Annotated in this window: 23 protein-coding genes and 1 pseudogene; 9 read left to right on the top strand and 15 right to left on the bottom strand. The window is 68.4% G+C overall.

Annotated elements, in window-relative coordinates; genetic code table 11:
* Positions 1 to 26: 26 nt before the first annotated feature.
* Positions 27 to 488: an NUDIX domain-containing protein gene (locus V0Z78_RS09830; RefSeq protein WP_336344451.1), complete on the top strand. Its 462-nt coding sequence runs from the start codon at positions 27 to 29 to the stop codon at positions 486 to 488.
* Between the two features lies 1 nt (position 489).
* On the opposite strand, the gene V0Z78_RS09825 is transcribed toward V0Z78_RS09830, so the two are convergent.
* The 3 genes from V0Z78_RS09825 to V0Z78_RS09815 form a co-directional block, all read right to left on the bottom strand.
* On the bottom strand, positions 490 to 1,560 hold the full coding sequence (locus tag V0Z78_RS09825; protein ID WP_336344450.1) for an asparagine synthase C-terminal domain-containing protein: 1,071 nt from the start codon (positions 1,558 to 1,560) through the stop codon (positions 490 to 492).
* Complete coding sequence (locus V0Z78_RS09820) at positions 1,557 to 2,246, bottom strand: PHP domain-containing protein (RefSeq protein ID WP_336344449.1); 690 nt, start codon at positions 2,244 to 2,246, stop codon at positions 1,557 to 1,559. The genes V0Z78_RS09825 and V0Z78_RS09820 overlap by 4 nt, the downstream gene beginning before the upstream one ends.
* A 135-nt stretch (positions 2,247 to 2,381) precedes the next feature.
* Positions 2,382 to 3,284 (bottom strand): NAD+ synthase, encoded by a 903-nt coding sequence (locus tag V0Z78_RS09815; protein WP_336344448.1) that lies wholly within the window; start codon positions 3,282 to 3,284, stop codon positions 2,382 to 2,384.
* Positions 3,285 to 3,462: 178 nt separating this feature from the next.
* Here V0Z78_RS09815 and purL point away from each other — a divergent pair, with 178 nt between their 5' ends.
* Complete coding sequence (gene purL, locus V0Z78_RS09810; protein WP_336344447.1) at positions 3,463 to 5,613, top strand: phosphoribosylformylglycinamidine synthase subunit PurL; 2,151 nt, start codon at positions 3,463 to 3,465, stop codon at positions 5,611 to 5,613.
* 66 nt (positions 5,614 to 5,679) lie between these two features.
* Here purL and V0Z78_RS09805 read toward each other — a convergent pair whose 3' ends face one another.
* The 5 genes from V0Z78_RS09805 to V0Z78_RS09785 all read right to left on the bottom strand — a co-directional run bounded on the left by V0Z78_RS09805 (position 5,680) and on the right by V0Z78_RS09785 (position 9,302).
* Positions 5,680 to 6,048 carry an Hsp20/alpha crystallin family protein gene (locus tag V0Z78_RS09805; RefSeq protein WP_409338735.1) on the bottom strand — a complete coding sequence of 123 codons (369 nt, stop codon included), beginning with the start codon at positions 6,046 to 6,048 and terminating at the stop codon, positions 5,680 to 5,682.
* A 113-nt stretch (positions 6,049 to 6,161) separates the two neighbouring features.
* Complete coding sequence (gene dhaM, locus V0Z78_RS09800) at positions 6,162 to 6,542, bottom strand: dihydroxyacetone kinase phosphoryl donor subunit DhaM (protein WP_336344445.1); 381 nt, start codon at positions 6,540 to 6,542, stop codon at positions 6,162 to 6,164.
* Positions 6,539 to 7,273, bottom strand: a complete 735-nt coding sequence (gene dhaL / locus V0Z78_RS09795) for a dihydroxyacetone kinase subunit DhaL (RefSeq protein ID WP_336344444.1) — start codon at positions 7,271 to 7,273, stop codon at positions 6,539 to 6,541. Before dhaL ends, dhaM begins: the two co-directional genes overlap by 4 nt.
* Before the next feature lies 1 nt (position 7,274).
* Positions 7,275 to 8,291, bottom strand: a complete 1,017-nt coding sequence (gene dhaK, locus V0Z78_RS09790; protein ID WP_336344443.1) for a dihydroxyacetone kinase subunit DhaK — start codon at positions 8,289 to 8,291, stop codon at positions 7,275 to 7,277.
* Positions 8,292 to 8,327: 36 nt separating this feature from the next.
* Positions 8,328 to 9,302: an ornithine cyclodeaminase family protein gene (locus V0Z78_RS09785; RefSeq protein WP_336344442.1), complete on the bottom strand. Its 975-nt coding sequence runs from the start codon at positions 9,300 to 9,302 to the stop codon at positions 8,328 to 8,330.
* Between the two features lie 58 nt (positions 9,303 to 9,360).
* Here V0Z78_RS09785 and V0Z78_RS09780 point away from each other — a divergent pair, with 58 nt between their 5' ends.
* Together V0Z78_RS09780 and V0Z78_RS09775 are read left to right on the top strand one after the other, a co-directional pair.
* Positions 9,361 to 10,515: an NAD(P)/FAD-dependent oxidoreductase gene (locus V0Z78_RS09780; RefSeq protein WP_336344441.1), complete on the top strand. Its 1,155-nt coding sequence runs from the start codon at positions 9,361 to 9,363 to the stop codon at positions 10,513 to 10,515.
* A 127-nt stretch (positions 10,516 to 10,642) separates the two neighbouring features.
* The gene (locus tag V0Z78_RS09775) at positions 10,643 to 11,182 is read left to right on the top strand and encodes a flavodoxin domain-containing protein (RefSeq protein WP_336344440.1); all 540 of its coding nucleotides are present in this window, start codon (positions 10,643 to 10,645) and stop codon (positions 11,180 to 11,182) included.
* Between the two features lie 91 nt (positions 11,183 to 11,273).
* Here the strand turns inward: V0Z78_RS09775 and V0Z78_RS09770 are convergent, their stop codons facing one another.
* Together V0Z78_RS09770 and V0Z78_RS09765 are read right to left on the bottom strand one after the other, a co-directional pair.
* Entirely contained in the window at positions 11,274 to 12,422 is a 1,149-nt protein-coding gene (locus V0Z78_RS09770) for a pyridoxal phosphate-dependent aminotransferase (RefSeq protein ID WP_336344439.1), read from the bottom strand.
* Positions 12,419 to 12,907, bottom strand: coding sequence for an Lrp/AsnC family transcriptional regulator (locus tag V0Z78_RS09765; RefSeq protein ID WP_336344438.1), 489 nt, complete (start codon positions 12,905 to 12,907; stop codon positions 12,419 to 12,421). The genes V0Z78_RS09770 and V0Z78_RS09765 overlap by 4 nt, the downstream gene beginning before the upstream one ends.
* A gap of 93 nt (positions 12,908 to 13,000) precedes the next feature.
* Here V0Z78_RS09765 and V0Z78_RS09760 point away from each other — a divergent pair, with 93 nt between their 5' ends.
* Both V0Z78_RS09760 and V0Z78_RS09755 read left to right on the top strand, forming a co-directional pair.
* The gene (locus V0Z78_RS09760) at positions 13,001 to 13,417 is read left to right on the top strand and encodes an EamA family transporter (RefSeq protein ID WP_409338734.1); all 417 of its coding nucleotides are present in this window, start codon (positions 13,001 to 13,003) and stop codon (positions 13,415 to 13,417) included.
* Between the two features lie 381 nt (positions 13,418 to 13,798).
* Positions 13,799 to 14,458: an HAD family hydrolase gene (locus V0Z78_RS09755; protein WP_336344436.1), complete on the top strand. Its 660-nt coding sequence runs from the start codon at positions 13,799 to 13,801 to the stop codon at positions 14,456 to 14,458.
* Positions 14,459 to 14,550: 92 nt separating this feature from the next.
* On the opposite strand, the gene V0Z78_RS09750 is transcribed toward V0Z78_RS09755, so the two are convergent.
* Positions 14,551 to 16,059: a uracil-xanthine permease family protein gene (locus V0Z78_RS09750; RefSeq protein ID WP_336344435.1), complete on the bottom strand. Its 1,509-nt coding sequence runs from the start codon at positions 16,057 to 16,059 to the stop codon at positions 14,551 to 14,553.
* 103 nt (positions 16,060 to 16,162) lie between these two features.
* Between V0Z78_RS09750 and V0Z78_RS09745 the strand changes: the two genes are divergently transcribed.
* On the top strand, positions 16,163 to 16,312 hold the full coding sequence (locus V0Z78_RS09745) for a DUF7557 family protein (protein ID WP_336344434.1): 150 nt from the start codon (positions 16,163 to 16,165) through the stop codon (positions 16,310 to 16,312).
* Here the strand turns inward: V0Z78_RS09745 and V0Z78_RS09740 are convergent.
* Complete coding sequence (locus V0Z78_RS09740) at positions 16,309 to 16,752, bottom strand: DUF5799 family protein (RefSeq protein ID WP_336344433.1); 444 nt, start codon at positions 16,750 to 16,752, stop codon at positions 16,309 to 16,311. The genes V0Z78_RS09745 and V0Z78_RS09740 overlap by 4 nt on opposite strands.
* On the opposite strand from V0Z78_RS09740, the pseudogene V0Z78_RS09735 reads away from it, so the two are divergent.
* Positions 16,637 to 17,215, top strand: a pseudogene (locus V0Z78_RS09735) (ester cyclase); the annotation flags it as partial. The gene V0Z78_RS09740 and the pseudogene V0Z78_RS09735 overlap by 116 nt on opposite strands.
* Before the next feature lie 162 nt (positions 17,216 to 17,377).
* Here V0Z78_RS09735 and V0Z78_RS09730 read toward each other — a convergent pair.
* The 3 genes from V0Z78_RS09730 to V0Z78_RS09720 form a co-directional block, all read right to left on the bottom strand.
* Entirely contained in the window at positions 17,378 to 17,773 is a 396-nt protein-coding gene (locus V0Z78_RS09730) for an OsmC family protein (RefSeq protein WP_336344432.1), read from the bottom strand.
* Positions 17,774 to 18,006: 233 nt separating this feature from the next.
* Complete coding sequence (locus tag V0Z78_RS09725) at positions 18,007 to 18,405, bottom strand: OsmC family protein (RefSeq protein WP_336344431.1); 399 nt, start codon at positions 18,403 to 18,405, stop codon at positions 18,007 to 18,009.
* Positions 18,406 to 18,543: 138 nt separating this feature from the next.
* On the bottom strand, positions 18,544 to 19,269 hold the full coding sequence (locus V0Z78_RS09720; protein WP_336344430.1) for a metal-dependent hydrolase: 726 nt from the start codon (positions 19,267 to 19,269) through the stop codon (positions 18,544 to 18,546).
* Positions 19,270 to 19,373: 104 nt separating this feature from the next.
* Here V0Z78_RS09720 and V0Z78_RS09715 point away from each other — a divergent pair, with 104 nt between their 5' ends.
* Positions 19,374 to 20,102: a fumarylacetoacetate hydrolase family protein gene (locus V0Z78_RS09715; RefSeq protein WP_336344429.1), complete on the top strand. Its 729-nt coding sequence runs from the start codon at positions 19,374 to 19,376 to the stop codon at positions 20,100 to 20,102.

Raw genomic sequence — 20,102 nt, 5'->3', positions numbered from 1 at the left:
AAGCGTGCGGCCGTCGTCGGCCGTGTATGGAGACGACGCGACACTTCGTCGCCACCGTTTACGTCGTCAACGACGGCGCGACGCTGCTGCACGAACACCGAAAGCTGGGACTCTGGCTCCCACCGGGCGGCCACGTAGAGCGCGACGAGCTCCCCCACGAGGCCGCCCGACGGGAGGCTCGCGAGGAGACCGGCCTCGAGGTCGCGCTCTACGAGAGCCACGACGACGTGCACTCGCCGACGGTTCGCTCGCTCCCCGAGCCGGCACACCTCCTGCTCGAGGACATCGACCGTCTCGAGGATCGCGTCGCCCACCAGCACGTCGACTTCGTCTACTACGGCCGCGTGGACGATCGGGACCTCGACCCGGGCGACGGCGAACGGGCCGCCGAGGCCTGGGAGTGGGTCACCCCCGAGGAACTCGAGGAGGATCGATTCGACTCCGACGTGCGGCGACTGGGCCGCGAGGCGATCTCCCTGCTCGGCTAGCTCACTCGAGGAGCGACTCGACGTACCGCGTGACGTGGTCGTCCATCCGGCGTTTGTAGCCCGCCCGTCGGGCGAGACGGTCGAGCTCGCGGGCGATCAGGCTGCCGTACTGGAGTGCCTTCTTCTCGCGGGTCGCGACGGCGTCGGGGACGAACTCGCGGGCGGCCCGCCGGAGGATCCGCTTTCGCTCCTCGCCGGTCGCGAGCATGGGGCCGTCGAGGCGGAGCGCCTCGCGGACGACGCGGTCGTCGAGCAGCGGCGCGACGGGCTCGACGCCGGCTGCGCGGATCGCGAGCACGTCGCGTTCGAGCCCGTCGGGAAGCGAGCCGATCGACTCGCGGACCGCCCCGCGGACGGTGTCGGCCTCGACGCGGTGATCGAGGCGGGCGACCTTCTCGTAGCCCCCGAACAGCTCGTCGGCGCCCTGGCCGACGGCGAGGCGGTCGTAGTCGTCCCCGGCGGCGCGTTCGGCGACGAGGTACAACGAGAGCCCGATCCCGACGTCCATCGCGTTCGTCCGCCCGGTCGCGCGGGCCACGGCGGGGACCGCTCGCTCGACGTCAGCGTGGGTACACTCGACGACGTGGAGCTCCCGGCCCATCATCCGGGCGCTCTCGCGGGCGGCCGCGAGGTCGTGGCTCCCCTCGAAGCCGACGGCGTACAGCGGTGCGTCCAGGGCGCTCGCGACGATCGACGAATCGACGCCGCCGGAGAAGGCAACGGCGAGACCGTCGTCGGCGACGGCCGCGAGGCTCGCATCGAGGGCGTCGACCACCGCCGCCGTCGCCTGGCTCTCGTCGTCGAACGCCGGCGGGTCCGGGAGCGACCACTCCCGTCGGGTGCCGTCCGCGTCGCGGAGGTGGCCAGCCGGGAAGGAGACGGGATCGGCGAGTTCGGTCGGCGAGAACGCCCACTCCGACGAACCGCGCTCGACGAACAGCGGGTAGCGCCCGAGGACGTCGCGGACGAGCCGACCGTCGTGAAGCCGGCCGGCGAACCCTCGAGTGCCGGGAAGCGGTTCGCGGTGCTCGATCGCCCGTTCGACGACTGCGGCGTCGGCTCCCTGAATCATCCGAAGAGGGCGTCCAGTCGGCTTCGAACGCGGCGTTTCACGCCGCCGCCGGCCTGCCGGAAGCTGATCCGCCAGGGGGTGCGCACGCCCTCGACGCTCGTCCGGCCCTCCCGGATCCCCGCGAGGATCGCCTCGGCGCTTCGTTCGCCGCGGGTGTCGACCTTCGTTACGGCCTGTCCGACCATCTCGCCGATGTGGGCGTCGCTGCCCGCCGTCATCGGCAGGCCCCGCGAGCGGGCAAACGCCTTCGCCTTCCGGTTCGCTCGGCCCGTGAGCAGCCGCGAGTTGTACACCTCGATCGCGTCGGCACGGGCGAGCTCGTCGCGGGAGACCTTCGCGCCCACGCCGCTGCGGGAGGACTGGAAGGGGTGGGGGACGACCGCGATTCCGCCCCGTTCGCGGATCGCCGCGAGCGTCTCCACGTAGGAGAGCCCCGGCGGAACTCGCTCGTCGATGCCGATGCCGAGTACGTGGCCCGCCTCGCTCGTGATCTCGACGCCGGGGATCCCTACGAGCCCGTACTCGGGGGCGAGTTCGACCGCGCGGAGCGAGGCGTCGATCACGTCGTGGTCGGTGATCGCGAGCGCGTCGAGCCCGACCGCGCTCGCCTGCTCGAGCAGGAGCTCGACGGGGTCGCGGCCGTCGTGCGAGAGGTTCGAATGGGTGTGGAGCTCGACCGAAAGCACGCCCGTCCGTTCTCGGAGGGGGGGCAAAAGCGCCTCGGATCGACCGTCCCGGGACCGGTGGACCCGCGCTGGCGTGTCGTTCCGGGGCCGAACTACGTGGGATCGATGGTGTTCACGGGTCGGCTCTCGTCGGCGTCACTCCGATCGCGGGGTTCGTGGCGTTCGATCCTCCACGCCGGGCGTCGGCGGAACCGTCCGCTTGTGGGCCGATTCGGCGTGGCGGTTCGCCGTCTCCTCGGCGAGTTCGAGGTCGACGCCGAGATCGTCCGCGACGACCTCCGGGGACCGGCCCCGATCCACGAGCCCGACCAGGATCCGATCGAGCAGGTCGTACGACGCACCCAGGTCGTCGGCGTCGGTCTGTCCGGCCCAGAACCCTGCAGTGGGCTCCTTCGCGATGATTCGCTGGGGGAGACCCACCCGCGGCGCGAGCGCGCGGACCTCCGTCTTGTAGAGGTCGCCCAGCGGGTAGAGGTCCGCCCCGCCGTCGCCGTATTTGGTGAAGTAGCCGAGCAGCAGCTCCGAGCGGTTGGCGGTCCCGAGGACGAGCGACGACTCGGCGTTCGCCGCGTAGTACGCACAGCTCATCCGCAGCCGTGCGATCGCGTTCCCGGTCGTGGTCCGGTCCTCCACGACACCGAGCTCCGACTCGATCGCCTCCTCGAACCGATCGAGCAGCGGCTTGAGCTGGACTTCCTCGTACCTGATCCCCAGGCCGGTGGCGATCGTCCGGGCGTCGATCGTTCCGACCGACTCGGTCTTCAGACAGGGCAACCCCAGCGCGAGGACCCGACTTCGGGGAAGCGCCTCCGCGGCGACCGCCGCGGTCACCGTCGAGTCGATCCCCCCGCTCATCGGGACGACGACGCCGGTCGCGCCCGACTCCTCGACTCGCTGGCGGACGAACGAGACGACCTCCGCACGGACCCTCGCCACCGCCGCCGGCGTGGTCAGCAGCAGCCCCTCCTCGGGACGTACTCGTGATCCGTCGTCCGTCGCCTCGCTACCGTACTCGCGGTGTTCGACTCTACCGTTCATTTTTCACGAATAGATTAGAACATATGAATCGCTATAAGCTTAGTCCTTAGTCTTATAATGAGTCTTAGTCACTATATCGGAACGAACTCACGAAATATCGTTCGAAGGCATCCGGGGACGACGGCACGATCGTGCACATGGAAAGTCCCATTACGTCCCCATTTCAACAGGCATCTGAATGAGCCTCTCCGATTCGGATCGCGATATCGTCACGGGCGAGCTGGGCCGCGAGCCCACGCCCGCGGAGGCTGTCCTCTTCGAGAACCTCTGGAGCGAACACTGCGCGTATCGTTCCTCACGGCCGCTCCTGGGGGCGTTCGAGAGCGAGGGCGAGCAGGTCGTGATCGGCCCGGGTGACGACGCCGCGGTCGTCGCCCTCGACGACGAGACCTACGTCACGCTCGGCATCGAGAGCCACAACCACCCCTCCTACGTCGATCCCTACGACGGCGCGGCAACGGGGATCGGAGGGATCGTGCGCGACACCCTCTCGATGGGCGCCTACCCCATCGCACTGACCGACTCGCTCTACTTCGGCGGGTTCGATCGCGAGCACTCGAAGTACCTCCTCGAGGGAGTCGTCGAGGGGATCTCCGACTACGGCAACGCGATCGGCGTTCCCACCGTCGGGGGAAGCCTCGCCTTCCACCCGGGCTACGAGGGAAATCCGCTGGTGAACGTCGCCTGCGTCGGCCTCGTCTCGGAGGACCGGCTCGTTACCGCCGAGGCCCAAGAGCCGGGCAACACGCTGGTGCTCGTCGGCAACGCCACTGGAAGGGATGGCCTCGGCGGCGCCTCGTTCGCGAGCGAGGACCTCGCGGAGGACGCCGAGACCGAGGACCGCCCCGCCGTCCAGGTGGGCGACCCCTACGCCGAGAAGCTGCTGATCGAGGCCAACGAGGCGTTGATCGACGAGGGGCTGATCGAGTCCGCCCGCGACCTGGGCGCGGCGGGACTCGGCGGCGCCTCGAGCGAACTGGTCGCGAAGGGCGGCCTGGGCGCCGAGATCGATCTCGAGCGCGTCCACCAGCGCGAGCCGAACATGAACGCGATCGAGATCCTGCTCGCCGAGTCCCAGGAGCGCATGTGCTACGAGGTCCGCCCGGAGAACGTCGACCGCGTCGCGGAGATCGCCGATCGGTTCGAGCTCGGCTGTTCGGTCATCGGCGAGGTCACCGAGGGGAGCTACACCTGTCGGTTCGAGGGCGAGCGCGTCGTCGACGTCTCGCCGACGCTCCTCGCCGACGGCGCACCGATGAACGACCTCGCGTACGAGGAGCCCGAACCGCCGGAGCGTGACCTGCCCGACGTCGATCCCGAGGAGGCGTTTCGGGAGATCGTCGGAAGCCCGAATACGGCGAGCAAGGAGTGGGTCTACCGCCAGTACGACCACGAGGTCGGCGCCAGAACCGCGGTGAGACCGGGCGACGACGCCGCGGTGCTCGCGATCCGCGAGGCGAGCGCCGAGAGCGGGGGCGACCTGGGACTCGCGATCTCGGCGGGCGCCGACCCCAACTGGACCGACGTCGCCCCTTACGAGGGCGCGCGGGCGATCGCCCTCGAGAACGCGACCAACCTCGCGGCCAAGGGCGCGACGCCGCTCGCGTCGGTCGACTGTCTCAACGGCGGCAACCCCGAGAAACCCGACGTCTACGGCGGTTTTCGCGGGATCGTCGAGGGACTCGCGGAGACGTGTGCCGCGCTCGACGTTCCCGTGGTCGGCGGCAACGTCTCGCTGTACAACGACTCGGTCGCGGGACCGATCCCACCGACGCCGACGCTCGCGATGGTCGGCGTTCGAGAGGGATACACCGCGCCGCCCGCCGCGTTCACGGGCGAGGGAAGCGTGCTCGTCGTCGGCGATCGAACGCTCGACGGCGAAAGCGAGCCCCGTCTCGGCGGCTCGGAGTACCTCGCGCGCTTCGGGGGGAGCGATCGGTTCCCGGCCGTTCCGGACGACCCCGGCGCGTTCGTCTCGGCGCTCGCCGACGCCGCGAACCACGAGAGCACCCGCGCGGTCCACGACGTCAGCCACGGCGGGCTCGCCGTGACGCTCGCCGAGATGATCTCTCAAGGGACCGGCGCGGCCGTCTCGATGCCCGAGGCGCCACCCGCGACCCTCTTCTCCGAGGGGACCGGCCGGGCGGTGCTCGAGACGACCGATCCCGATGCGGTTCGGGAGCGGTTCGACGGCGTCGCACCCGTACTCGATATCGGTGAATCGACCGCTGACGGCACGCTCTCGATCGAGATCGGCGACGATCGCCTCGCCTCCGACGCGAGCGAGATCGCCGATCTGCGAAGCGTCCTCGAACGCGAACTCGACTGAGGGGGCTACGCGGTCGCGTTCGCGATAAAAAAGGGATGCCCGGTCGCCGGCGTTCTTCGACGCCGATCAGCCCTCGATCTCGATCGAGCGACCGCGCTGGGTCGCGCCCCTCGCGATCGGGAGCGTCACCTCGAGCACGCCGTTACGGTAGGTCGCGTCGATCTCCCCGTCCTCGATCTGCTTGGGTAGGCGGAACGTGCGGTGGTAGGTTCGCTTTCGGTCGCGCGCTTCGTCGACGTGCTCGGCGGCGACGCGCAATCGGCCGTCGTCCCACGTCAGGTCGATCTCCTCCCGATCGAAGCCGGGCATCTCGATCGAGAGGACGAACGCCTCGTCTTCCTCGTAGAGCTCTACGTCGTCCGAACTGCCGAACAGCCGTGATGGAAGGCTCGCTGACTGGCTCCACGTGTTCGCAGGGTTCGTGGGCAGTGCCATCGCCATCACCCGGTCGGTACTATTGCGCTCGAAAAACAAAAATCTCCCGGTGAGTTGCTCTATAATCCTGCGATCGAAACAAATACGGGTATGAGTGGATCGTCCGGTCGTTCTCAGAGCTTGCTCAGTTCACGTGCCTCCTCGGCGGACTCGCGCACCGACTCCATCGTCGCCTTCGAACCCGTCGCACTCACGGCGGCGTTGACCGCCCCCTCGACCAGCGGGGCGTCCGCGATGACCGCCTCGCTCGCGCTCTCCTCGATCGCCATCTCGGCGCTCATCACCGCGCTGCCCAGGTCGACGAGCACGACGACGCCCGCCCCGTCGTCCGCGGTCTCGATCGCCTCCATCACCCGCTCGACGCTCGTGCCGACCTCGCCGTCGTCGGTCCCGCCCGCGGGGACGATCGGTGCGTCGCTCGCCATCTCCGCGGCGACCTCGCACACCCCCTCGGCGAGGCGTTCGCTGTGCGAGACGACCACGAGCCCGATCATTCGCCGGCCCCGCTCTCGTCGACGCCGTCCTCGGGTTCGTCGCTCTCGCTCTCCTCGTCGGTCCCTGGGGTGCGGGCGCTCGCGTCGAGGTCGCCCTCGAGGTACTCGACTGCGACGTCGCGGATCTCCTCGAGAAGGTAGAGCGTGCTCGTCGCCCCCGGGTCGGGGTGTCCGACGGAGCGCCACCCCAGATACGACGCCCGGCCCTTGCTCGCGCGGATGGGCGTCGTGAACGCCACGCCGCGCTCGGCGGCATCGACGGCCCGCGCGAGCGCCGTCAGGGGATCGAGGTCGTCCACTTCGATCGCGCGCTTGTACGTGTGGACCGCCGGCGTGAGCGCGTCGACCATCGTCTTATCGCCCACGCTCGCCCCGCCGCGGTCCTTCACCTTCTCGAGGTACGCCTCCGCGAACGCGACCGAGGACTCGGCGGTGATCCCCTCCGCGAACTCGCTGCTTGCGTGAGCGAGCGACCCGCCGTAGAGTGGGCCCGACGCGCCGCCGACCTTCGAGACCAGCGCCATCCCGACGCCCTTGACGAACGCGTCGGGATCGGCGTCCCGCTCTACCTGTTCGAGGGCGGCCTGAAATCCTCTGTGGAGGTTCGCCCCGTGATCGGCGTCGCCGATCGCGGAGTCCAGGTCCGTGAGGTGGCCCTTCTCCCGTTCGATCCGATCGGCGACCGCCTCGAGCGTCGCCGAGAGCGCCTCGCGCTGGGTCTCCCGATCCACGCTACCTCTCACCCCGTTCTCGAACCGTCAGCGCGGGGGTGTCCGCGGGCGCCGCGAGCAGCTCTCGAAGTTCGTCATCGAGTTCGAGCACCGTGATCGAGCAGCCGGCCATGTCGAGCGAGGTCATGTAGTCGCCCACCCAGGCATCGTGGACCGCGAACCCGCGCTCGTCGAGCAGCTCCTGGAGTCGGCGGTTGACGACGTAGAGCTCCATCTGCGGGGTCGCACCCATCCCGTTGACGATCGTGACGAGCTCGCTTCCCTCCGCGAGCTCCAGGTCCTCGAGCACTCGCTCGGTCAGGTGCTCCGCTACGCTATCGGCGTCCATGACCTCCGTCCGCTCGACGCCGGGCTCGCCGTGGATCCCGATGCCGAGTTCGATCTCGTCGTCAGGGAGGTCGAACGTCGGCTCGCCCTTCTCGGGCGTGGTACAGGAGGTCAGCGCCATCCCCATCGTTCCGACCCGCTCTACGGTCTTCTCGGCGAGGCGTTTCACCTCCGCGAGGTCGTCGCCGCGGGCGGCGGCCGCGCCGGCGACCTTGTGGACGAGGATCGTCCCGCAGACGCCCCGGCGGCCCGAGGTATAAAGGGAGTCCTCGACGGCGACGTCGTCGTCGACGACGACGTGCTCGATCTCCGCGTCGCCCTCCATCTCCGCGAGCTCGATCGCGGTCTCGAAGTTCATCACGTCGCCCTCGTAGTTCTTCACGACACAGAGGACGCCCGCGCCGCCCTCGCAGGCGTCGATCATTCCCTGGAGCTGGTCGGCGGTGGGCGAGGTGAACACCTCACCCGCCGCCGCGCCGTCCAACATCCCCTCGCCGAGGTAGCCCGCGTGGGTCGGCTCGTGGCCGCTGCCGCCGCCCGAGACGATCCCCACCTTTCCCTCCATCGGCGCGTCGGCGCGAACGAGCACGTTCGTCCCCTCGAGCCGGCGTACGTAGTCGGGATGGGCCGCGACCATCCCCTCGAGCATCTCGTCGACGACCGCCTCCGGTTCGTTGATCAGCTTCTTCATGGTCACCCGTACCATACACCGATCACCGCATAAACGTTAGCTGAGCGAGACGCTGGTTCCGCGGTCGGCCTCCTCCGCACGGTCGACGAGGTGGTCGGCGGTCGCGGCGTCCAGCACGGCGGAGCCGACGCTACAGAGCACGACGATCCCGTCGCCGCGCTCGAACTCCCCCTCGAAGACGGCCGAGAGGGGGACGAGGTCGTCGGCGTCGAGGCCGCTCTCGCGCAGGTCGCCCGTATGAATCGCCTCCTCGGGGACGTCCGCGAGAACCGCCTCGGCCCGGTCGATCGTCTCGGCGTCGAGTTCGCGCATCTCCGGAGCGTAGGCACCGACCGCGACCACCAGCGCGCCGGACGCGAGCGCGCTCCCCGGGAAGACGGGTTCCTCGCTCGTGGTCGCCGTCAGAACGACGTCCGCACCGGCGACGGCCTCCTCCGGCGAATCGACCGCCTCCGCGGCGATCCCCCGATCCGCGAGGTCCGCCGCGCATCGGCGCTTGGAGTCGCTCGGCGAGTAGATCCGAACGGCATCGAGATCGCTCCCGGCAGCGATCGCGCGGACGCCCCAGCGTGCCTGTGTGCCCGCACCGATCACGCCGAGCGTGAGCGGGTCGTCCGCGAGGTCGCGGGCGGCGAGCCCGCCGATACAGCCCGTTCGCGCGCCCGTGACGCGCGTCCCGTCCAGATACGCCTCCGGGAGCCCCGTTCGGGCGTCGGTGACGGCGATCTGGGCGTTCACCGTCGCCAGTCCCCGCTCGGGGTTCCCGGGGTGGACGCTCGCGAGCTTCGTCGCGTAGCGCTCGGCCCCGTGAACGTAGGCGGGCATCGTCAGCCCGGTACCGAACGACTCGTCGGGATCGTCCCCTAACCCCGTACCGACGGGAAAGTGGGGGCGTTCGGGACGTTCGACCTCGTCGCGGCCCTGTTTGACGAAGGCGCCCTCGATCACCGGGAGCAGTTCGGAGAGATCGAGCAGCGCGTCGACGTCCGTATCGGAGAGGACTCGAACCATACTCTACCAGGGTCGCCCGGTGGCAAATCGTTAACCACACCGGTTCCGTGGTGCCACCATGCACGCGGTCGTGATCGGCGGCGGGATCATCGGACTCGCGAGCGCGTACGCACTTGTCGAACGCGACGTCCGCGTCACCGTCTGTGAGAAGGGGTCGCTCGGCGGCGGGAGCACCGGTCGGTCGGCGGGCGGCATCCGCGCGCAGTTCTCGACGCCCGTCAACGTCGACCTCTCGCTCGCGAGTCTCGAGGTCTGGGACGCCTTCGAGGAGCGATTCGGCGTCGACATCGCCCACAGGCGAGTGGGCTATCTCCTCCTCGCTCGCGAGGAACGAACGGCAAAACGACTGCGAGAGGACGTCGCCATGCAGAACGACCGGGGCGTTCCGAGCGAGTTCCTCGCGCCGGCGGAGGCGGCCGAGCGCTGTGACGGCCTCCGGACCGACCGGTTCGTCGGCGCGAGCTACTCGCCGACGGACGGCTTCGCCGACCCGAGCCTCGCGCTCCAGGGCTACGCGACGGCGACCCGGGAGGCCGGCGCCGAGGTCCGGACGAACACCGCCGTGACGGGGATCCGGCGCAAGGGCGATCGGGTAAGGGGCGTCGAAATCGAGGCCGAGGGCGGGGACGAGACGATCGACGCCGACTACGTCGTCAACGCCGCCGGGTCCTGGGCGCAGCGGGTCGCGCGTATGGCCGGCATGGAGCTACCGGTCGCGCCGAGACGCCGCCAGATGGCGGTCGTCGATCCCGAACTCTCGGTTCCGGAGTCGGATCCGTTCACGATCGACCTCGACACGGGCTCGTACTTCCGGCCGGAGCGCGAGGGGGTCGCGCTGGTCGGCGGGCACTGGGGCGAGGATCCCGACGCGGATCCCGATCGCTATCAGGAGGGAATGGACCTCGAACAGGCCGCGAACGCCACGGAACGCGCCGGCGAGTGGACCACGTATTTCGGCCCCGAGACGCGACTCCGTCGGGGGTGGGCCGGGCTCTACGCGGTGACGCCGGACAACCACCCGATCCTCGAGGAGACGGTTCCCGGCTTCGTCAACGCCGTCGGCTTCTCGGGCCACGGGTTCATGCACGCACCTGCCACTGGGGAACTGATCGCAGAACTCGTCTGTGACGGCGAGGCGTCGCTGGTCGATATCGAACCCCTGCGGAGCGATCGGTTCGGGAGCGAGGTGACGACCGAACGGAACGTCGTCTGAGCCGCCGGGAGTAGGACCAAGATCAAGACGGTCGGCCGCCTACGCGCTGACGATGGAAAGGACGTTCCGGCGTTCGAGTTCGAACGAGTCGAGACGCGCAGGTTTCGTGGGCGACGGGGGCGTCTGAATGGCGTTCGTGCTCGTCCTCCACGGCACGGGAGAGGGACGGACCGAACGGGTCGCCAGCTACGTCGCAAGCGTGATCCACGAGCACGGCCACGACGTGACGCTGCTTCACGCCGGCAGGATCCCGTCGGAGTTCTCGCTTGCGGCCTACGACGGCGTCGTCGTCGGCGCGTCGGTCCGCCTGGGCAGACACCAGCGCCACGTCCGCGAGTTCGCCGTCGAGAACAACGAGGTGCTCGGCGCGATGCCCTCGGCCTTCTTCTCGGTCAGCCTGTCGGCGGCGGGCGAGGAACACCGACGCGAACGGGCACGCGCGATCCTTGAGGGCTTCCTCGAGGAGGTCGGCTGGCAGCCCGAGGTGCGCGCCGTCGTACCCGGCAGGCGCGCCTACGGCCAGTACGGACCGCTGAGGCGGTTCGTCATGAGGCGGATCGCCGGATGGGCTGGCGGCGCCACCGACGGCTCACGGGAGTACGAGCACACCGACTGGGAGGGCGTCACGCGGTTCGCCGAGGCGTTCCTCGAACGGCTTGAGGGGTGACTCTGTAGTCGTGCCTGTCGTCGGTCGTCGTGACGCGGTCGCAATCCACATCTTCGGTGGTTGATATCGAGGAAACGTCGTTCCTCGAGGACTACCGCGACGAGGATTCGACGTACGACTCGATCCGGTCCATCGCCTCCTTCAGCGAGGAGAGCCCCGTCGCGTACGAGACCCGGAGGTGGCCGTCGCCCGCCTCGCCGAAGACGGAGCCGGGGACGAGGGCGACGCCCTCCGACTCGAGCAGTCCCTCGGCGAACGCCTCGTCGTCGCCCGGACACTCGGGGAAGACGTAGAAGGCGCCCTTGGCCTCGAAGCAGTCCATTCCCATGTCGTCGAAGCGGGAAAGGACGAACCGTCGGCGTCGGTTGAACGCGCGCTTCATCTCCTCGACCTCGTCGTCACACGACTCCAGCGCCTCTATCGCAGCGTGTTGGGCGGTGGTCGGCGCCGACAGCATCGAGTACTGGTGGATGCGGTTCATCGCGCCGATACCCTCGGAGGGACCGAGCGCGTAACCGAGCCGGAGACCGGTCATCGCGTACGCCTTCGAGAAGCCGTTGAAGACGATCGTCCGCTCGCGCATCCCCTCGAAGGTGGCGATCGAATCGTGTTCCTGATCGTAGGTCAGGTCGGCGTAGATCTCGTCCGAGAGGACGAGGAGGTCGTGTTCCCGGCAGAACTCCGCGACGGGCTTGAGGTCCTCCTCGTTCATGATCGCGCCCGTCGGGTTGTTCGGATAACAGAGGATCAGCAGGTCGGCCTCGGCCGCGCCGGCTTCTTCCAGGGCCTCGTACGTCAGCCGGAACTCCTCTTCCTCGCGTGTGGGAACGATCAGGGGCTCGCCGCCGGCGAAGTTCACGCCCGGCTGATAGGAGACGTAGGCCGGATCGACCAGCGCGACGGTATCTCCGGGGTTTACCAGCGCGCGTAGCGCCACGTCGATCCCCTCGCTGACGCCGGTCGTGACCAGGATCTCCTCGTCGGGATCGTAGTCGAAGCCGTAGCGCTTCTCCACGTGGCCGGCGATCTTCGTTCGGAGATCGCGCATACCACGGTTCGCAGTGTAGGAGGTCTTCCCCCGTTCTAAGGAGGCGATCGCGGCGTCGCGGGCGGCCCACGGTGCGGAGAAGTCGGGCTCGCCGACGCCCAGCGAGATGACGTCGTCGCGCTCCTCGGCGAGTTCGAAGAACTTCCGGATTCCCGAGGGCGGAACCCGCTCGACGCGGTCGGCCGGCCTCATGGCGAGACCGACAGCCGGTCGTCGTCGGAACCGTCGCGCAGCTCGATCCCCCCCTCCTTGTAGGTGTCCATCACGAAGTGAGTCACCGTCTGGGTCACCTCGGGGACGGGCGCGACCTTCTCGCTGACGAAATAGGAGATCTCTCGTACTGAATCGGCCTCGACGGTCATCAGGAAGTCGTAGTTACCGCTGACCAGCTGTAGTGACGTGACCTCGGGGAACTTCGCAATGCGGTCCGCGACCTCGCGGTAGCCCGTCTCCCGGTCGAGGGTGACGTTGAGCTCGACCGCCGCACGGGCGTGTTCCTCCTCGGTCCGGTCCCAGTCGACGATCGCCTGGTATCCCTGGACGATCCCTTCGGATTCGAGGTCGGCGATCGCCTCCTCGACCTCCGCCTCCGAGAGACCGGTCTGGCGGGCGAGGTCCGCCGTCTCGGCTCGGGCGTCCTGACACAGCACCTCGAGCAGCTCGCGTTCGGGATCCATACCCACGAAAGCCCGCGCCGGGAGGATAAGGTTTGCCTCCCGATGACGGTCCGTCATCGCAACGTCTACGCGCTCGCGGCGGGAACGATCGACATGAACTACCTACCGTGGGCGCTTCTCGCGTTGCTCGCCTACACGTTCGTCGCGCCGCTGATGAGCCTCGCGACGGCCGAGGTGCCGAGCGACGTCGCGGTCATCATCTCGAACAGCATGCTGGTGGTCGCCGCGGCGGCCGTCGTCGTGGTCTCGCACGAGCCCGTTCTCGAGTACCTCACTCATCCGGACGCTCCCTACATGTACGCCGCGGGGATCTGTCTGGCCGTCGGGATCCTCGCGTACTACCGGGCGCTCGCGCTCGGACCCGTCAGCGTCGTCGTCCCGATCTTCGGGATGTTCATCGTCACGAGCTCGCTGATCGGCTTCGCCGTCCTCGACGAGCCGTTGACGGCGCGGAAGGCCGCCGGCATCGCGTTCGCCGCGCTCGCGGTCTACCTGACGTCGGTGGAGTGAGCGACCCCCCGACATCACCTGGACACGTCGCGGTACACGTCCGCGCCCGAACGCACCGATACGGTTCAGCGGAGCTCCCGCTAGGAGCGGGCACGTACCGGTGAGCCGGCCGTCGGCGTCGTTCCCATCGGGGCGAGGCGACGGCCCTTTCGTGCCGATCACGTACCGACCGCCGGAAGACGACGCGACGACGCTCGGATCGGTCCGGGGAACGAGACGGCGTGACTCGAACCGAACGATCGGTGGATCGACGAACCGTCACCGGGCTGGGAGGGTTCGGACGGGCCCCGGAACGGTATCACACGGCGTGCGATCTCCTCACGGCGGCGTTCGGCGGCGAGCGATCGGGAATCTTATCATGCCGACGGCTCAATGTATCGTATGAGCTACGATACCGTCGTTTTCGATAACGACGGTGTCCTCGTCGGTCGAACGAGCTTCGACGTCCTCCGGAAGGCGACCCAGGAGACGTTCGCGCAGTTCGACGTAACCGACCCGGACGCCGACCACATCGACGACATGACCGTGGGTGCGACCCCCGAGCGAATCGACGCCGTCTGTAACGCGTACGACCTCGATCCCGAGGCGTTCTGGCGCGCCTGCGACCGTACCTCGTCGCTGGCCCAGCAGGAGGAGGCCCGCGCGGGCCGGAAGACGCCGTACGACGACGTGGACACGCTGGCGGACCTCGACGCCGCGAAGGGGATCGTCAGCTCGAACCAGCAGGAGACGGTCGACTTCCTCCTGAATCACTTCGACGTCTACGATCCGTTCGCCACCGCTTACGGTCGCGAGGCGACCATCGAGAGCCTCGACCTCCGAAAGCCGAACCCCCACTACCTCGAACGCGCGCTGTCCGATCTCGACGCCGACTCGGCGCTGTTCGTCGGCGACAACGAGTCCGACATCAGGGCCGCCGAGAACGCCGGCATCGACTCCGCGTTCATCCGCCGACCACACCGCCGCAACTGGGATCTGAACGTCTGGCCCACCTGGGAGATCGACGCGCTTGACGACCTCCACGCGATCTGTGGCGCCTGAGCCCGGTCACGGACGATCGTTCCCCCATGGCGAGCATCGGTGATCGGCTACGGCTTCGACCACGACGCGAGGGAACCGGCCTGCGCCTCCGATCAGTCGGCGCCTCCACCCAGTCGCTCCCAGGCGGTCTCGAACTCCGCGTCGTCCTCGGTCCGTTTCTCCCACTCCTCGAGGCCGCGCTCCTCCCGGGTGCCGGGGATCGTGTTGTCGAGCAGCAGTGCGACGAGCCCGCCAACGGCCATCCCGGTTCCGCCGATGACGTAGACGGTGTCGGCGACGAGCGGCGAGCCGAGCACGGGCGCGACCCCCGCGGCGAGTTCGCGGAACGCCTGGGCGCTGCCGACGTTCGCCATGTACTGGGGGATCGCCAGCCCCACGAACAGCGCGAAGCCGACGACGAAGACGTTTCTCTGACTATCCAGGTCGACGTGTCTCAGCGTACTGATCCCGACGGCGACGATCTGGCCGAACATGGCGACGAACAGCCCGCCGATGATCGGCTCCGGGATGGTGGCGACGAGCTGGCCGAAGTAGCCGACGAAGCCGGCCGCGAGCATGCAGAGCGCGCCGACCTGGACGACGTAGCGCGAGGCGACGCCCGTCAGCCCGATCGCGCCGATGTTCTCCGAGTAGGAGGTCGAGCCGCCGGTGCCCATCACCCCTGAAAAGACGTTCATCAGCCCCTCCATGCCGATGCCGTGGTTGATCCGGCGTTCGCTCGGCGCGCCCGAGCCGGTGAGTCGCGCGACCGCCTGGTAGTCGCCGAAGCTCTCGATGATGGAGGCGAGCACGCCCGCGACCATCCCGACCGCGAGGGCGAACTCGAAGCGGGGCAGCCCCCACTGGAAGGGGTAGATCGCCATCAGGGCGGGGGCGTCGGCAACGCTCGCCAGATCGACGTAACCCGGCGAGTCGGGCGTGTAGACGCCCCAGATCGAGAGCAGCGCCGCGAGCAGCCAGACGGTCGCCATCCCGAGGATCACCGGAAAGAGCTGAAACGCGCGGCTGCGGGCGTTGAGGTACTGTGAGAACAACACGATCAGCCCGACGGTGAGCCCCAGCAGCCACCAGTCCTGGTCGGCGGCGGTGATCTGGGGGGCGTCGAACAGCGCGAGGCCGATCAGCGCGATCGTGGGTGCGATCACCACCGGCGAGAGGAACCGCCGAAGCCGGCCGATCAGTCCGAGATAGCCGATGGCGACCTGGACGAGCGCGGCGGCGATGATCGCCCCCTGGAGGTGGACGAGCGCGGTCTGCCAGTCGGGCTGACCCGGCAGCGAGCCGACGACCGCGATGATGGCGAGCGCGGGCGCGAGCATCGAGAAGGGCGCGCCCTGGACGATCGGATAGCGGTTGCCGAGCGTGGTCTGGGCGAGCGTCGCCACACCGCTGACGACGAAGAAGGTGCCGACGAAGCGGGCGGTGACGTCCGCGGGCATCCCCATCGCGCCCGCGAGGATCAGCGGGACCGCGATGTTCGCGCCCACCATCGTGAGGTAGTGCTGGAGGCCGAGCAGGATCGACTCGGCCAGCGGCGGTCTGTCCTCGATGCCGTACTCGACGAACGCGGCCCGACCGCCGTCGCCCCGGGAATCGCTCATGGCAAACTGGCTCCCTCTCGCCCGTGGGCGCTCAAAGACCTGCTGATCTCGCCGCGCCCGTTCGCGCCAACACTTACAACGCCGGCGACGGAAGCGTCGTGTGATGCCCAAGGTAGACCTGGACGAAGAAACGATCGAGCGACTCGACGCGCTTCGGATCGACGACGAATCGTACGACGAACTGGTCAACGAGCTGATCAACATCTACGAGGCGGGCGAGATGAGCCTCCAGACGACCGGTGACGAGATCTAGCCGGCCGCCTGCTCGCGAACCGACGCCCACTTCCCCTGGTTCTCGAGGCGTTCCTGGAGCCTGTTCGCGTACTCCTCGACCAGCGATTCGGCCGCCAGTAGCTCCTCGTCGCTCCCGCCACCGCCGAGTCCGAGCGCGCTCCTGATCGAGTCGAGGACGCCGCCCCCGCCGCCCGATCCGGAGACCCCACCTGCACCGCCGGCGGCCCGTACCTGCGCGTCGATCTTCTCGAGTTCGGGCATGATCTGGGGAAGCTTGCTCGTGTCGGCGACGAGTCGCGCCTCCTCGCTCTCGGGGTCGCGGATCTCGAACTCGGTTGCGGTCATGATCAGTCCCCACTGTTGGCTCGAGAAGCGCGACTCGTTGACCCGCTCGGTGAACTCCCGATCGACGGCCATCCGGTCGGCGACCACCCGATCCATCCAGGGCTCTCTGCTCATGGCACGCGCTTCGGCCGGCGGTGGCATCAGGGTTTCCCACCGGTGGACGTCGACGACACGACTCTGCTCTCCGGGGATCTACTACATCACGGAGGTGTGGAGCGATAGCCCGGACGGAACTGACGGTAGAGGAGCGAAACGAGGAGATCGTGCGACGGTTCGTTCGCGAGATCGTGAACGGTGCAACGACGACCTCACGGAGGAGATCTTCGCCGAGGACCACGTTCGATACGACCCGACGGTCCGCGAGGAGAAGCGCGGATCCGAGGGGTTCAAGGGGACGCTCGAGACGTTCCGGACCGCGTTCCCGGGCGGCGAGATGACGCTGCACGAGGTGCTCCGTGACGGCGAGTACGTCGCCTTTCGGGCGACCGAGACCGGCACTCACGAGGGCGAGTTCACGGGGATCGAGCCCACCGGACGGGAGGTCCGGATGGAGGGGAACGTGATCCACCGTCTCGGAGACGGGACGGTCGCGGAGACCTGGGCGCAGTTCGACATGCTCGGCCTGTTCGAACAGATCGGCGCGATCGGGCTACCCCGATGGCGGCTCGTAGCGAAGCGAACGACCGAGAGACGTCTACGAGAGAGTACGACTAGTCGAGGGGGTCGGCGCCGTCGGGAGTTAGACCGCGCCGCCCTCGAGAGTGACGTCGGCGTGGAGGCTCTCCTTCAGCGCGTCGTGGACCTTACAGAGTTCGTTGGCCCGCTCGACTACCTGTTGAGCGGTCTCGTCGTCGACGTCGGCTTCGACCTCGACGTCGAACTCGACGGACGTGAGCTTCCCGTCGTCGTTCACCTCACCGGTGACGGTGTTCTCGATCGTGCCGAGGTCGTCGGCGCCGCGCTGCCGGCCGCCGACGCGGAGCGCAGGCACGTAACACGCGGCGTAGTCCGCGAGCAGCGTCTCGACGGTGTCGGGCGTCTCCTCCCCGCCGGCGTCGATCTCGAGTTCGAAATCGCGAACCGAGCTGACGGAGCTAGACCCCTCCTCACTGGTGGTGACTACTTCTTTTGCCATTGCGTATCAGTAGACGGATGCACGGGCTGTAAGTGTTTTTCACGAACGCCTATCGTCTCTCCTGGTCACGCTCGTCTCGATCTCCACGAGACGCCGGACTCTCGTCTCAGTAGCGGGAGCTCCGTGTGAAGCAGAACGCAGGGCCCGATGCGACACCGCTCATACGATCACCATCGGCGACGGTGATCGACCGGTATCTACGTCGAAAACGGGAAAATCGGCGTCGAAGACCGTTAGAACGCGCCGCTCTCGACGGTGACGTCGGCGTGGAGGCCGGACTCGAGCGCCGAGTGGACGTGACAGACCTCCTCGGCCTGGTCGACGATCTCGTCGACGTCGCCGTCGTCGATCTCCTCCTCGACGTAGATCGTGAAGCTGATCGACTCGACGTCGTCGTCGTCGTCGAGCGTGGCCTCGGACTCGATCTCGACCTGGCCGAGGTCCTCGTAGCCCTGCTGGTCCGCGGCGACGCGGAACGCGGGCAGGAAACAGGAGGCGTAGTTCGCGACGAGTACCTGGTTCGGGTCGGGGCCATCCTCGTTGGTGGCGTCGATGGTGAGCTCGAAGTCACCGATCTGGCTGCTGCTGGCGAAGCCTTCCTCGCTGACGGTGGTGGTGGTGATGTCGGTCATTGCGTTCGAACGGTCGGCCGCGAGCGTGGTAAAGGTGGTGTTAGCAGCCGAAGGGGCCGGGTATTGCCGTGTGAGCGACTATCAGGAACCCTCCCGGCGGGCGGATCGCGATGCTCCGATTCCGGGTCCCGTTCGGGACTAGTCGCCGAGCGTGAAGCTCTCGTCGCCCTCAAGGACGTGGACCTCGGCGTCGCTGCCGGTGTCCTCGACCTCGCTTACGAACTCCTCGGTGTCGATCTCGATCGGCGGGAACGTGTCGTAGTGCATCGGGAACGCGTGATCGACGTCGAGCCAGTCGACGGCGATCGCGGCCTGCCACGGACCCATGGTGAAGTGATCACCGACCGGCAGCGCCGCGGCGTCCGGTTCGAGATAGGCGCCGATCACCTCGCGCATCTCGGTCATCAACCCGGTGTCGCCGGCGTGATAGAAGCTGGTGGCGTCCCCATCTGACTGGGAGGGGGCAGCGTCGCCGACGACGAAGCCCGCGGGCATCCCCGCGGAGTACTCGTAGTCGGTCTCGATGCCGTTGGTGTGGTCGGCACGGTGCATCGTTACGTAGGCGTCGCTACACTCGACGGTGCCGCCGAGGTTCATCCCCATGCCGCCGACGGCGTCCTCGAAGCCGAGCTCCTCCTGTGCGTAGGCAGCGAGCTCGGGCACCGCGACCACGGTCGCGTCGGAGAACTCGCCGGCGTGACCGATGTGGTCGGCGTGGCCGTGGGTGAGTAGCACGTAGTCGGGCGTCTCGACGTCGCTCGGATCCAGGTCGGTCTTCGGGTTGTCGAAGAACGGGTCGATCAACAGGTCGGTGTCGCCGACGGTGACGTGCCACGTCGAGTGGCCGTGCCAGGTGAGTTCCATAATGCGGCTAGACCGTGACTCGACTGCGCCATAAAACATGCCGACGCGTTCGAGACGACTGCCGCGGACTCAACGCTTTTGGCCCCTCGCTCGGAGAGGCCGGTATGCACCGCGTTCGCTTTCGCGACCCCGCCGGCTCCGTCCGACGGGGCGAGTGGATGGACGGCGCGATCACGTTCGCCGACCGGCGCTACGACCCCGAGGAGGTCGACGTGCTCGCGCCGTCAGAGCCGACCAAGATCGTCTGTATCGGGCGCAACTACGCCGCCCACGCCGAGGAGCGCGACGAGGAGCTGCCCGACCGACCCCTCCTCTTTCTGAAACCGCCGAACGCCGTCGCGGGCCACGGCGACACCGTGACGCTCCCCGCCGATCGGTACGTCGAACACGAGGCAGAACTCGGCGTCGTGATCGGCGAGCAGTGTCGGAACGTGAGCGAGGACGACGCCGAGGCGGTCATCGCGGGCTACACCTGCTTCGACGACCTCTCGAACCGCGACGATCAGGACGAGGAGCAGAACTGGATCCGCGGGAAGGCGTTCGACAACGCCGCGCCGATGGGGCCCGTCCTGGCGACGCCCGACGAGGTGCCCGACGACGCCCGCATCCGATTGCGGGTGGACGGCGAGACGCGCCAGGACTCCTCGCTCGAGCACCTCATCTTCTCGATCCCCGAGCTGGTCGCGGAGATCACCCGCTACATGACCCTCGAGCCCGGCGACGTGATCGCCACCGGAACGCCGGAGGGCGTCGGCCCCGTCGACGACGGAAGCACGGTGGAGGTCGAGATCGAGGGCGTCGGAACGCTCGAACACGACGTGCGCCGGCCCTGA

Origin of the sequence: Halalkalicoccus sp. CG83 (genome assembly GCF_037081715.1) — an archaeon.
Lineage (GTDB): Archaea > Halobacteriota > Halobacteria > Halobacteriales > Halalkalicoccaceae > Halalkalicoccus > Halalkalicoccus ordinarius.
This window is presented reverse-complemented; position numbering and strand designations above follow the sequence as displayed.